Annotated in this window: 12 protein-coding genes; 6 read left to right on the top strand and 6 right to left on the bottom strand. The window is 50.2% G+C overall.

What is annotated here, in order from left to right:
* The first annotated feature begins 3 nt into the window (after positions 1-3).
* Positions 4-879 (top strand): nucleoside phosphorylase, encoded by an 876-nt coding sequence (locus BMX82_RS00385; protein WP_036911994.1) that lies wholly within the window; start codon positions 4-6, stop codon positions 877-879.
* Positions 876-2,240: a tRNA uridine-5-carboxymethylaminomethyl(34) synthesis GTPase MnmE gene (mnmE, locus tag BMX82_RS00380; protein WP_091765131.1), complete on the top strand. Its 1,365-nt coding sequence runs from the start codon at positions 876-878 to the stop codon at positions 2,238-2,240. Before BMX82_RS00385 ends, mnmE begins: the two co-directional genes overlap by 4 nt.
* A gap of 20 nt (positions 2,241-2,260) precedes the next feature.
* On the opposite strand, the gene BMX82_RS00375 is transcribed toward mnmE, so the two are convergent.
* The 5 genes from BMX82_RS00375 to BMX82_RS00355 are packed head-to-tail and all read right to left on the bottom strand — an operon-like array spanning position 2,261 to position 8,016.
* Positions 2,261-3,298, bottom strand: a complete 1,038-nt coding sequence (locus BMX82_RS00375) for an ABC transporter permease (protein WP_091765128.1) — start codon at positions 3,296-3,298, stop codon at positions 2,261-2,263.
* A gap of 5 nt (positions 3,299-3,303) precedes the next feature.
* Positions 3,304-4,347: an ABC transporter permease gene (locus BMX82_RS00370; RefSeq protein WP_091765125.1), complete on the bottom strand. Its 1,044-nt coding sequence runs from the start codon at positions 4,345-4,347 to the stop codon at positions 3,304-3,306.
* 4 nt (positions 4,348-4,351) lie between these two features.
* Entirely contained in the window at positions 4,352-5,821 is a 1,470-nt protein-coding gene (locus BMX82_RS00365; RefSeq protein WP_091765122.1) for an ATP-binding cassette domain-containing protein, read from the bottom strand.
* A 16-nt stretch (positions 5,822-5,837) separates the two neighbouring features.
* Positions 5,838-6,737, bottom strand: coding sequence for an HlyD family secretion protein (locus BMX82_RS00360; protein WP_091765120.1), 900 nt, complete (start codon positions 6,735-6,737; stop codon positions 5,838-5,840).
* Between the two features lie 4 nt (positions 6,738-6,741).
* Positions 6,742-8,016: a TolC family protein gene (locus BMX82_RS00355; protein ID WP_091766165.1), complete on the bottom strand. Its 1,275-nt coding sequence runs from the start codon at positions 8,014-8,016 to the stop codon at positions 6,742-6,744.
* Between the two features lie 161 nt (positions 8,017-8,177).
* On the opposite strand from BMX82_RS00355, the gene BMX82_RS00350 reads away from it, so the two are divergent.
* Entirely contained in the window at positions 8,178-9,080 is a 903-nt protein-coding gene (locus tag BMX82_RS00350) for a helix-turn-helix domain-containing protein (RefSeq protein WP_177171978.1), read from the top strand.
* 6 nt (positions 9,081-9,086) lie between these two features.
* Here BMX82_RS00350 and BMX82_RS00345 read toward each other — a convergent pair whose 3' ends face one another.
* Positions 9,087-9,902 (bottom strand): helix-turn-helix domain-containing protein, encoded by an 816-nt coding sequence (locus BMX82_RS00345; RefSeq protein WP_255396514.1) that lies wholly within the window; start codon positions 9,900-9,902, stop codon positions 9,087-9,089.
* A gap of 237 nt (positions 9,903-10,139) precedes the next feature.
* On the opposite strand from BMX82_RS00345, the gene BMX82_RS00340 reads away from it, so the two are divergent.
* The 3 genes from BMX82_RS00340 to BMX82_RS00330 are packed head-to-tail and all read left to right on the top strand — an operon-like array spanning position 10,140 to position 12,779.
* Positions 10,140-10,742, top strand: a complete 603-nt coding sequence (locus BMX82_RS00340) for a flavodoxin (protein WP_091765114.1) — start codon at positions 10,140-10,142, stop codon at positions 10,740-10,742.
* Between the two features lies 1 nt (position 10,743).
* The gene (locus BMX82_RS00335; RefSeq protein ID WP_091765111.1) at positions 10,744-11,589 is read left to right on the top strand and encodes an aldo/keto reductase; all 846 of its coding nucleotides are present in this window, start codon (positions 10,744-10,746) and stop codon (positions 11,587-11,589) included.
* Between the two features lie 17 nt (positions 11,590-11,606).
* Positions 11,607-12,779 (top strand): iron-containing alcohol dehydrogenase, encoded by a 1,173-nt coding sequence (locus BMX82_RS00330; RefSeq protein WP_091765108.1) that lies wholly within the window; start codon positions 11,607-11,609, stop codon positions 12,777-12,779.
* Positions 12,780-12,827 lie beyond the last annotated feature (48 nt).

Here is a 12,827-nt window from a genome sequence, read left to right as displayed (position 1 = left end):
TCTATGAGTAAGAAACATTTTCCAGAATCAGAACTGATTATTAATGCCGACGGCTCATGCTTCCATCTGCATCTGAAACCAGAGCAGTTGGCCGACAAGATTATCCTTGTGGGCGATCCCGCCCGAGTAGATACTGTTGCTGCCCACTTCGACACCAAGGAGTGCGACGTTAGCAGCCGCGAGTTCCATACAATCACCGGTACATATAAAGGTAAGCGAATCACAGTACAGAGTCATGGTATCGGATGCGATAACATCGACATCGTAGCCAACGAGCTCGACACACTTGCCAACATCGATTACAATACCCGCGAAGAGAAGGCCAATCACCGCACATTGACGATGGTTCGTATCGGCACATGTGGTGGTCTTCAGCCCAACACCCCTACTGGTTGCTTCGTTGCCAGCGTCAAGAGCATCGGTTTTGACGGACTGTTAAACTACTATGCTGGCCGTAACGAGGTATGCGACCTGCAGCTTGAAGAGGCTTTCAAGAAGCACATGAAGTGGAATCCCATTAAAGGTTCTCCATACGTATCTGTAGCAGATAAAGAGCTTATCGATCAGATTGCTCAGGATGATATGGTACGTGGTTACACCATCTCATGTGGTGGATTCTATGGTCCTCAGGGCCGTGTGCTTCGTGCCAATCTGGAAGATCCGAAGCAGAACGAGAAAATCGAGAGCTTTGAGTATGAAGGTATGAAGATCTGTAATTTCGAGATGGAGTCGTCAGCCCTTGCAGGTATGGCTTCTTTGCTCGGACATCGCGCCATGACATGTTGCATGGTCATCGCCAACCGCTACACCACAGAGATGAATACCGAATACAAGAATAGTATAGACACACTTATCGAGAAAGTTCTCGACAGAATATGATCGATACAATCTGCGCGCTTGCAACGGCTCCAGGCGGAGCACTCGGAATCATAAGAATCTCAGGCCCTCAGGCGCTTGAGATTCTATCTCATGTCTTCACCAAGTCACTCACCGATGCCCAACCCAACACCATTCACTATGGCCACATCAAAGACGGGAACAGCATTGTCGATGAGGTGCTGGTAAGCGTATTCCGCTCTCCCCACAGCTATACAGGCGAAGAATCTGCAGAAATATCATGCCATGGTTCACGCTATATATTAAATAAGGTTCTCGAACTGCTCATTCAGCACGGTTGTCGGATGGCAGGACCAGGCGAGTTTACCCAGCGTGCCTACCTCAACGGTAAGATGGATCTCTCACAGGCCGAAGCCGTAGCCGACTTGATAGCCTCATCCAACAAAGCCAGCCACGACATTGCGTTGAATCAGCTGCGAGGCTATTTCTCATCAGAGCTTTCACGTCTACGTGAACAACTGCTCAAACTAACATCGCTCCTCGAGCTCGAGCTCGATTTCTCAGACCACGAAGACCTTGAGTTTGCCGACCGAAGCGAATTACTTGAGCTCACCAAAACTATTGACAGTCACATTCTCAGACTCGCCAAGAGTTTCGAGACAGGACAAGCACTCAAGAACGGCATTCCCGTCGCCATTGTCGGCAAGACAAACGTTGGAAAATCAACGCTTCTCAATCGTCTGCTGAGAGACGATCGTGCTATTGTTTCCGACGTACATGGTACGACAAGAGACACCATTGAGGATACGATAGACATCCAGGGTATCACCTTCCGATTCATAGATACAGCAGGCATCCGCCAGACCACAGACGAGGTAGAGCTGATAGGCATCACTCGCACCTATTCCACCATCGAGAAAGCGCGCATTGTGCTTTGGCTTCTCGATGTAGCGCCAAGCGCTTCAGAACTTGAAGACATGCAAGAACGATGCAATGATAAATCATTGATTATCATACAGAATAAGATTGACAAGAATGCACCTCTTAAAATCGGAGCATCCCCTGACTCAAGTCAAGATTCTGTCAAGCAACTGCAGATTTCCGCCAAGCAAGGACAGGGCATCGATGCCCTTGAACAAGCCATCTATGAAGCCGCTCATATCCCCGAGCTCACAGAGAGTGACATTATCGTAACCTCTGCCCGCCAATATCAGTCACTCATCCACGCCCACGACAACCTTACCCGTGTCATCGCAGGCTTGGAGACCGGCCTCAGCGGAGACCTCATCTCTGAAGACTTGAACCTCGTCTTAGACGATCTCTCAGACATCACAGGCCAAGGCCGCATTGTCCCCAACGAAGTACTCGGAAATATCTTTAAAAACTTCTGCGTGGGAAAGTAGATTCTGCGTGGGTAAATAGATTAACTATTCTTTTTATAGCTCTGTACGGCCCAACAACCCATCAGCGTACCGATGCCAGCAAGGGCTAAGACCTGATGGGCAGTTTCGTGCAGCCCACCACCACGGATGAAGACGGTGCGGATGGCATCAATGAAGTAGTGCATGGGGTTGATATAGGTGGTAAGATACGCCCACTGGGGCATGGATCGCGTAGGGGTGAAAAGTCCCGACAGCAACATGATGCTCACCACAAAGAACCACATCACGAACATGGCCTGCTGCATGGTGTCGGAGTAGTTGGACACGATGAGTCCGAAAGAAGAGAAGAACAGCGCCAGCAGCATAGCAAGCACGTAGATGAGCCACACGGGACCTGCAGGTGTGATGCCATAAACGAACCACGCCAACAACAAGCACACGGTGATGACAAACAGCGCAATGAGCCAGTAAGGGATAAGTTTGGCGAGGATGAACGACCACTTGGAAACGGGCGTAACGTTGATCTGTTCGATGGTGCCTGCCTCTTTCTCGCCAACGATGTTGAGTGTGGGCAGAAAGCCCGTCATCAGCATCATCACAATGGCAAAGAGGGCGGGAATCATGTAGAGTTTGTAGTTCTGTTGTTTATTGTAGAGGGTAAGCACGGAAGCGGCTGAAAGCGTTGAGACAGGAGCACTGACTATCTGACTCAGATAGGCGCTACCCATTGAGCCTTTGGTGCCGTTGACGGCATTGGCTGCAATGAGATACTTGCCACCGCGAATCTCGAGGATGACATCGGCCTTACCCTTCTCAATGTCTTTCATCGCTTCAGCGTAGGTACCCTTCTGTCCACCGAAGATGAAATAGTTGGATGCTGCAATCTGCTGTACCAACCGCTGCGACTCCACGGTGTGGTCTATGTCAACCACATCTACCACGATGTTCTTCACTTCCATCTGCATCACCCACGGCATCACGCACATGATGACAATCGGGAACATGACAATGAGTTTGGGCAGAAACGCATTACGACGTATCTGCAGGAACTCTTTTTGTATGAGATATTTCAGTGTCATATCAGTTACTCCAATCTTACATTAAACTTCTTCAGCGCTATGGCCAGCAACACCACCGTCATACCTGCCAGCACAGCCACCTCGCGAGCCACTTCGCCAATGCCCACACCCATAATCATCAGCTTGCGCATGGCCTCGATATAGTAGCGTGGCGGAACCACAGCAGCCAGCCATTGCAGCACTTGCGGCATCGACTCTACCGGAAACAGCATGCCCGACAACATGACCACAGGCATGAGTAACACCATAGCTGATAGCAGCAGGGCCACAAGTTGCGTCTGTGCCATGTTAGAGATGAGCAGTCCCAACGAGAGCGCCAGCAGGATATAGAGGGTGCTCACAGCCAGAATCCAGAACAGCGAACCAGCCAAGGGTACTCCCAACACGAAACGTGCCATCAACAAGATGGTAATAAGGATGCCGAAGGCTAGTACCAGATAAGGCACTGCCTTAGCGATAATCACCATCAAGGGGCGCACGGGCGATACCAACAGCACCTCCATAGTACCTTTCTCTTTCTCGCGCACGATGGATATCGAGGTCATCATGGCACAGATGAGCATCAACAACATACCCATGATGGCAGGCACGAAATTATAAGCCGACTTCATCTGGGGGTTGTATAACAGTTGAGAGTGAATCGTGGAAAGTGAAGAGTTGGCAATAGTCTGTCGGGCGTAGGTGGTCCATTGCTGCGCCATATTAGGGTCGCTGCCGTCAACCATCATCTGCACGCCACGACCCTGTGCAAACACCAGTGCCATATCGGCCTTTTGGCTGCGGATGAGCTGTTCGGCATCCTGCGGGGTATTCACCATCTGAGTGATAACGAAGTATTCCGATTGTGCCAGTCGTTCTACAGCCTGCTGAGTACGGGGCGACATTTCAGAGGTGACTACCACCGTGCGCACATTCTTCACATCAGTGGTGATGGCGAAGCCGAAGAGCAGCATCATCACTACGGGCATACCAAAGAGTATCAGCATCGTGCGCTTGTCACGCAGAATATGTTTGGTTTCCTTGATTACAAATGCTATAAACTGTTTCATACACTTAATCGCTTGAACGGGTGGCCTGACGGGCCAGATAGGTAAACACATTGTCCATATCAGGTTGGTGGAAACGCTGTTTCAGTTCGTCGGGTGTACCTAGTGCGCTTATTTTGCCGTCCACCATGATAGAGATGCGGTCACAATAATCTGCCTCGTCCATATAGTGAGTGGTCACAAAGACCGTGATGCCACGATGGGCAGCGTCGTAGATGAGCTCCCAGAACTGGCGGCGCGTAGCGGGATCAACACCACCCGTGGGTTCGTCAAGGAACACCACACCTGGGTCGTGGAATATCGAGACGGAGAAGGCCAGTTTCTGCTTCCAGCCCAATGGTAAAGAACCTACTAAATCATCGCGATGGTCTTCAAACTTCAACTGCCGCAGCACCTCGTCCATCTTACACTTCACCTCATAGGGTTTCATGCCGTAGATGCCGGCAAAGAGACGGATATTCTCGGCAACGGTCAAGTCTTCGTAGAGCGAGAACCGCTGCGACATATAGCCTATATGCTTCTTAATTTGTTCATATTCCGTACGGATGTCGAAACCTACTACCCTACCCGTTCCACTGGTGGGCTGATTCAGACCTGTCAGCATATGCATCGCCGTCGTCTTACCTGCACCGTTGGCACCCAGGAATCCGAATATCTCGCCCCTTTTTACACTGAACGAGATGTCGTCAACTGCATGGAAATCGCCAAAGGCTTTTACCAGATGTTCTACTTCAATGACATTCTCCGACTCTTCACTCTTATCTTTTAACTCTTCACTCTTATCTATGCCTGGCGGATTGAAGATACTGGCAAACTGAGAGAGAATATCATCGGGAGTGCCAATGCCGCGCACCTGCCCCTGATCCAGAAAAGCGACGCGTTCACAGCAACGAACTTCATCAAGATAAGGCGTTGAAGCCAAGATCGTTATTCCTTGTTCCTTCAACATAAGCAACATCTCCCACAACTCCTTACGACTCACGGGATCAACACCCGTGGTGGGCTCGTCGAGGAAGAGTACACTGGGGTGGTGTACCAATGCACACGAGAGCGCCAGCTTCTGCTTCATACCGCCCGAGAGTGCTCCTGCCTTGCGGTCTTTGAAGCATTCTATCTGCGAGTATATGGCTTTGATACTATCGTAACCTTCATCAACAGTCGTTCCGAAAAGCGTGGCAAAGAAGTTCAGGTTCTCCTCGATAGTGAGATCTTGGTATAGCGAGAACTTGCCCGGCATATAGCCCACTCGGGAGCGCACCTCGCGCATCTGTTTCACCACATCGTAGCCATCTACAGTCGCCGTGCCTGCATCGGGCAGCAACAGCGAACAGAGGATGCGAAACATCGATGTCTTGCCGGCACCATCGGGACCTATCAGTCCGAACACCTCGCCCTTGCCGACAGCAAACGACACATCGCTGAGTGCCTGCACCCGCCCGTACGACTTTGATACGTTATTAACAACAATAGCATCCATAGCGGTAGCAAATTATTCACTTTTCATGTAATTTCACCTCGCCGTACATACCAATCTTCACGAATCCATCATTTTTGATAGTTACCTTGACGGCATACACCAGGTCGGCACGCTCATCGTCGGTGAGGATGGTCTTGGGTGTAAACTCCGAACGAGACGATATCCAGCTGATCGTACCTGCATACTCCTTGCGCTGCCCGTCACCATAGTTAGCAAATACCTTTACCTTCTGTCCAATCTTGAGATTCTGCAACTGAGCAGAAGTAACATAGGCACGCAGTTTCATTGACTCGGTATCGGCTATCTTAAATAATGGTTTTCCAACACTCACGAACTCGCCCTGTTCCACATATTTCTCGAGGATAATACCTTTTATGGGAGTTAAGATGTGACACTTGCGCAGCATATCCTGCAACTGTGCTTTCTGAATCTCCGCAGCTGCCATCTGCTTGTCGAGAGCTTGCGTGCTGGTGCTCAACGATGATATCTGCGCATCCAACTGTTTCTGCAGCACCTTCACCTGACTCGTGGCATCGTCGAACATCTTCGATGGGGCAGCCCCATCAGCTACCAGTTCGCGGTAGCGCTGCTCATCCTGCTGGGCCTTAGCCAACTGCTGGCGTGTGGCAGCTATCTGGCGTTCCATATCGGGTTTCTGACTCTGATACACCGCTTTGGTAGCGTCCATCTGCTGAATCTTCAGCCACGTCTGCGTGGTGTCAATAAGTCCCACCTCTCGGACTGCCTCCATCTTGTCGCCCTCGTTCACGTCAAACGACAGCAATGCCCCACTCTGTTCGGCAAACACGGTCGTCTCGGTAGCCTCGAACGTGCCCGTTGCATCGTATTCTTTCTCGTTGTTTCCGCAGGCTGTCATCATCAGCGCCACACCTGCCAATACATATATTTTTTTCATATACTTATTGATTTGTCGTGTATTTGTTGTCGTATATATCTTTCAGCATCTCTATCTCGTGTACCGACTGTTGCACACAGGCAGCATGCTCCTGATTGATCTCGCGCACCAGGTCATTCACGTCGATGATGCCGTGTGCCAGCTTCGACTCTGCCGCTTTTCTCACAGCCTGTCGCAGCGCGATAATCTCGCCGTCTTGGACCATCAGTTTCTGGTAGCGTGCGATGTTCTCGTGCTGCTGAATCTGTTCCAGGTTGTTATTGAAGAGGAATACCTCCCGGTTGTTTTCTGTCATATCACGCTGCAACTGCAGTTTTGCCTTGTCGTTCTTGCGGGTATAGAGGGCACCGATGTTCCACGTTACCCGTGCACCGACGATGCCGTTCAGGCTCCATTTATGGCGCATCATATCCTCAAACATATTCAGGCCCGGATAACCGTAGAAGCCCTGAGCAAACACGCCTACCTTCGGCATCAGCGCGGCGTTGAGTGCCTTCTCCTGAGCTTTCAGCACACTGATCTGTGCATCCATCGCCTTCAGTTCCGGACGACGGTTTTCAGCCATCATACCTCCGCCATCAGCCTTCACCAGTGGTTTCCGTACCTCCGTCACCTCCATCCCACAGAATGTACTCAGCATGCGCTGTAACATCTGCTTCTGCGATGCCAGTTCGGTGGCTTTCTGTATCGCGTTAAGACGCTCTGCCTTCACATTCTGCAGGTCGCTCTCGGCAGCTGTTCCCCGCCTGGTCATCGCCTCCAGTTTGCGTTCGTTGCCTGCCAACAATGTCTGTAGGTCATTGTTCAACTTGATTTGTTCGTCAATCAGCAACAAACTGAAATACATCTCATTCACGCGCTTGCGAACATTATAAATATTGACTTCGTTCTGAGCTGCCTGCACCTTGCCTTGTTCATGAGCTATACGTTTCTGACTGCCAATGATGCCACCGTCATAGATGGTCTGCTGCACATCGATACCCACTCGATACTGGTCCTTCGTCAGCCCCTTCATGTCGATGCCCATACCGCTCATCATCGTTTTCATTTCATCGGGCCACGCCGTCACATCACTCTGGTAGGTGGCTTGTGCGGTTGCCGACACTTGCGGTAGCCATCCCTTCTGGATATTGGCTACCGTCAGCTGGGTGGTCTTCTCGACAAGTCCATACTGCCGTATCAGCGGATAATTCTTCTCTGCTGCCTGCTGACACTCTTCCAGCGTCTGCCCCTGTACCAGCATGGGCAACATCGTCAAAGCTAAAAACAATTTCTTCATATCATCTTTTGTCATTGAATTCCGGATGCAAAAGTACGATGTTTTTTTCATCGTGGTGTTATCTGTAAGAATGGGGAAATGTTCTTTTTGTTCGATTTATACATAAACAGAGCATTGTTTCGCGGAAAATGATTATCTTTGCCAACAAAAAAGGACGTATTATGAACAGACAACCGCAACTGATGGATGCCACACGAATGCGCGACATTCTCACACCACACCTCTCGCAAATGCGCGAGCATATATTCATGAATAGCGAACTGGCAATGGTTCGCGGCGACAGCACGGTGTTCAGTCTGCTGATGCGCCAAAAGCCACCTTTTACCATCAATGATCACCGTTTGGGCATCATCATGAACGGCGAGGCTGAAATTACCATCAACCTGCAAGACCGCCACCTTACGAGCGGCACACTCGTCTATATCGGTCCTGGTACCATCATCCATCCCAAGCGTCTGTCGCCTGACCTCCGCATCTTCGGAATGGGACTTTTTTTTAACTTCCCCATGCCCTTTGCACAGGGACAGATGCCGTCGGCCTTCAACGGGCAGGTGCGCGACTTCCAGTTACTTGTCAGCGAAGAGAATATCGCTACTGCCAGACATATTCTGGACACTATCTGGCAAATGGTTCATGCCTCCGACGACTATCATCGTCCCACCGTCACAGCCCTCGTAGCTGCCCAGATGCACCACTACAACCAGCTGTTCCAGCAGCAGATCGACCAACAGGCCAGCAGTCGTTCGCGCGAGCAGACCATCTTCGACCGCTTCCTCCAACTGGTTACCCAACACTGTGCCGAACATCATCAGATAGGATACTATGCCGACCGCATGTGTCTAACTGAGCGCTACCTGAACACCATTATCCGCCAAACAAGCAGCGTCACAGCCAAAGACTGGATTGACCGTGCCCTCATCACGCGTATAAAAATAGAACTGCGCCACACGGATAAACCTGCAGCACAGATTGCAGATGAGATGCATTTTGCCAATCCCTCATTCTTCTCAAAATACTTCCGTCGCCTCACCGGCATGACTCCCGGCGAGTATAAGAAGAACTAAGTGGTTTTACCTCGGCTGCAGGCTCAGACGGTATTCGCTGGGCGACTTACCAAGATGCTTGGTGCAGTAACGACTAAAATAAGAAAGAGTAGTAAAATTCATAAGTTCTGCTATCTGAGTGAGGGACAGGCGTTCATCATTCAGATATTCTTTCAGTATAGGTATGGTATGGCGGTCAATGTACGATGTGACACTATGCCCTGTCACACGCTTGATGGTGGCTGAGAGATACTTTGGCGATACATTCAGCCGTTCGGCATAATAACTCACTTCGCGTTCCGTTCGGCTGATGCCAGTAGCCAGCAGTGCCATCAGCTGTTTTACAATATAGGCCGTACGATCGGTGTGTAAATCGGAGGCATCACGCTGGGCATGGGCTTCAAAAATGTCATACATCATCGTCAAGCAGAGACTGCCCATCAATTCACGATAGAACTGTAAGTGACTATCGTTCATGCGGTCGCGCAGACGCTGGAAGTCATCCAACAGATGCTCTACTTGTTCATCTGTCAGTTTGATGACTGGGTCTTGGTTCAGCGAGATACTGCCACCTATGCTGTAATTGTTCGATGGCAACAGGTTCTGCAGGAACTTATAGTCGGCAGCAAACCACTCCACCTGTAAATCGGCATGTCCCGCAAGGTTCTTTACTCTATCGGGCATCGGAATCACTACCAGGTCGTTTTTGACTATGTGGTAACAATGCTCGTTGAACACGAAACTGCCCTCCCCTGCCAAGCATAGCAAATGCATGCAGGTGTGGCTCAACTCATTGGAATTCACCCCATTGAAGTCTGTAGAATACTGAAAATCCACCTCCATATCGTTGTCTTTTGGGTGCGAAGATACACATTAATTATGATACAAACAAACGATTTCTGCAAAAAGTAAAAATCGTGACGTAATTTGTGAAACAATCGTATCAAAAAAACGTCGTATCTTTGCAGCGTGATAGGAAATCACGCCGCGAGTGAAGGCTGCGGCTCAGCATAGTTCGAGTAAAATCGACTCTGCGTTCGCCTTGCACTTCACTTGCATCCAGTTTTAAAAAAAACGATTATGAATATCAGGAGTATCATCACAGCCGTCATCGGTCTGCTCGTATCCACAGCATGCAGTGGTGGCGCAAAACAGGAGAAAGTTATGAAGAAGGATTCAAAGGCAATAGTAGTGTTCTTCTCGCATGCGGGAGACAACTACGCAGTGGGAAACATCGAGGTGGGCAACACAAAGATTGTGGCCGACTGTATCACGGAGTTGACTGGTGCTGAGCAGTTTGAAATCGTGACACATAAGTACGATGGCATGGCTTACAATCCGCTCATTAAGTTGGCACAGGAAGAAACCAAGAACGGCGAACTGCCTGAGTATGAAGGCGATATTGATTTGAGTAGTTACGACACCATCTTCATCGGAGGTCCTGTATGGTGGGGAACCTATCCGCAGGTGATGTTCACCTTTTTCAAGAAGCACGCTAACGACTTGAAGGGCAAAACCGTCATTCCATTCACTACCCATGAGGGCTCAGGTCTGGCCAACTGTGTAGACGACGTGAAGGTAGCATTCCCTGGTGCAAACGTCACAAAAGGCTTTAGCATCTACGGACACGAGGTGCGTACAGAGAAGGCGAAAGTAGAGAAATGGATTAATGGATTGAAATAATATGAAGTACATAAAACTATACAACGGCGTAGAAATGCCGACCTTGGGCTACGGTGTGTTTCTCGTAAGCCCTGACGAGTGTGAACGTTGCGTAAGCGATGCCTTAGAGGTGGGCTATCGATTGATAGACACGGCGCAGGCCTACCAGAATGAGGAAGGCGTCGGCAATGCCTGGCGCAAGAGTGGACTGAAGCGTGAGGATCTATTCCTCGTGACGAAGGTATGGATATCGAACAATGGCGAGGAAAAGGCAGCGAAGAGCATCGACGAGAGCCTGCGCAAGTTGCAGACGGAGTATATCGACCTGCTGCTCATCCATCAGGCTTACGGTGACGTGTTTGGCACGTGGCGGGCAATGGAGAAGGCCTACCGTTCTGGCAAAGTACGAGCCATCGGTGTCAGCAACTTCCAGGCAGGTCGCTTCTTCGACTTTGCCCACTATGTGGAGGTGAAGCCAATGGTGAACCAGCTGCAGTGTAACACGCTCATCCAGCAGACGGGCATCGAGCCGATTCATGCTGAATTTGGAACAATGGTAATGGCCTGGGGACCGCTTGGCGGACAGGGAGTCGACGGCATCGTGAAAAGTGAGACGCTGACAGCCATCGGAGCCAAGTATGACAAGAGCGCTGCACAGGTCGCCCTCCGCTGGCTCACTCAGCGTGGCATCGTAGCTATTCCCAAGTCGAGCCATAAAGAACGTATGGCACAGAACTTTGACGTATTCGACTTCACACTTAGTGACTACGATATGGCACAGATCGCCCAGATGAACCAGCACGACACGGGCACCATCAACTTCGGCGACCCACTGTTTGTGAAGTACTTGATACAGAATTACGGATAAAAAAACAGAATACAACTATGTTTGGAAACTTTTCTTATTACAACCCCACCAAACTGTATTTTGGTGACGAGTCCCTGAACTTCCTCAAGGACGAACTGAAGAACTACGGCCCAGTGGTACTGCTCAACTATGGTAGCGGCAGTGTGAAACGCAACGGCATCTACGACCAGGTGGTGGCCATCCTGAAGGAGGCCGGCAAAACGATCGTGGAGAATTCTGGTGTGATGACCAATCCTACATTAGAGAAACTGCGCGAGGGTGTCAAGATTGCCCGCGAGAACGAGGTGGACCTGATTCTAGCCCTTGGCGGCGGCAGCGTGTGCGACTATTCAAAGGCGGTGGCGGCATCAGTCTATTACGAAGGTGACTATTGGGATCAGTTCTGGCTGAAACAGCAGAATCCCGCCGAAGGCCAGCGACTATTACCCGTAGGCTGCATCTTGACGATGGCTGGCACAGGCTCTGAGATGAATGCCGGCACGGTGATTACCGATGCAGAGCATACTTTCAAGGTGGGGCATGTGTTCGACTCTCGTCTGATGCCTAAGTTCTCTATCCTCAACCCGAAGTTCACGATGACCGTACCCGAGAACCAGATGAAGGCGGGTATCTACGACATCATGAACCACATCATGGAGCAGTACTTCAGCGATTTCGATGACAACACCAGCGACTACCTCTCAGAGGGACTGATGCGCTCCGTCATCCACAGCAGCCGCATCGCTGTGAGAAATCCGCAGGACTACGAGGCACGCTCCAACATCATGTGGACGGCCACATGGGCACTGAACACCCTCATCGGACTGGGCAAGAAGGAGGATTGGATGGTTCACATGATTGGTCACAGCGTGGGTGCCTGGACACATGCCCCTCACGGCTATGCACTGGCCTCCGTCTCGATGGCCTACTATCGCCGCGCCATGAAGAATGGTCTACCTAAGTTTGTGCGCTTCGCCAAGAACGTGTGGAACATCAGTGGTGACGGCATGACCGACGAGCAGATAGCCAAAGCAGGCTTGCAGGCTCTAAGAGCCTGGATGCTAGAGATAGGTCTGCCACTAACCATCAGCGAAATTGGTGCCACTGAGGATATGATTGCAGGTATCACCGATACTACCGTCATCTATCCCGCTGGCTATTTGAATCTGTCAAAGGAGGACGTGGCAGAGATTCTGAAAGAAAGTTTATAATTGATAATTGACATTTGATAATTGAAAGTTAAAGCATTATTGCTGGTT

It is taken from the genome of Prevotella sp. khp7, from assembly GCF_900109055.1.
GTDB lineage: Bacteria > Bacteroidota > Bacteroidia > Bacteroidales > Bacteroidaceae > Prevotella.
This window is presented reverse-complemented; position numbering and strand designations above follow the sequence as displayed.

Excerpts from the sequence above, each read along its gene's own strand:
- BMX82_RS00385 (WP_036911994.1), top strand. The coding sequence starts at position 4 with ATGAGTAAGAAACATTTTCCAGAATCAGAACTGATTATTAATGCCGAC.
- mnmE (WP_091765131.1), top strand. The coding sequence starts at position 876 with ATGATCGATACAATCTGCGCGCTTGCAACGGCTCCAGGCGGAGCACTC.
- BMX82_RS00375 (WP_091765128.1), bottom strand. The coding sequence starts at position 3,298 with ATGACACTGAAATATCTCATACAAAAAGAGTTCCTGCAGATACGTCGT.
- BMX82_RS00370 (WP_091765125.1), bottom strand. The coding sequence starts at position 4,347 with ATGAAACAGTTTATAGCATTTGTAATCAAGGAAACCAAACATATTCTG.
- BMX82_RS00365 (WP_091765122.1), bottom strand. The coding sequence starts at position 5,821 with ATGGATGCTATTGTTGTTAATAACGTATCAAAGTCGTACGGGCGGGTG.
- BMX82_RS00360 (WP_091765120.1), bottom strand. The coding sequence starts at position 6,737 with ATGAAAAAAATATATGTATTGGCAGGTGTGGCGCTGATGATGACAGCC.
- BMX82_RS00355 (WP_091766165.1), bottom strand. The coding sequence starts at position 8,016 with ATGAAGAAATTGTTTTTAGCTTTGACGATGTTGCCCATGCTGGTACAG.
- BMX82_RS00350 (WP_177171978.1), top strand. The coding sequence starts at position 8,178 with ATGAACAGACAACCGCAACTGATGGATGCCACACGAATGCGCGACATT.
- BMX82_RS00345 (WP_255396514.1), bottom strand. The coding sequence starts at position 9,902 with ATGGAGGTGGATTTTCAGTATTCTACAGACTTCAATGGGGTGAATTCC.
- BMX82_RS00340 (WP_091765114.1), top strand. The coding sequence starts at position 10,140 with ATGAATATCAGGAGTATCATCACAGCCGTCATCGGTCTGCTCGTATCC.
- BMX82_RS00335 (WP_091765111.1), top strand. The coding sequence starts at position 10,744 with ATGAAGTACATAAAACTATACAACGGCGTAGAAATGCCGACCTTGGGC.
- BMX82_RS00330 (WP_091765108.1), top strand. The coding sequence starts at position 11,607 with ATGTTTGGAAACTTTTCTTATTACAACCCCACCAAACTGTATTTTGGT.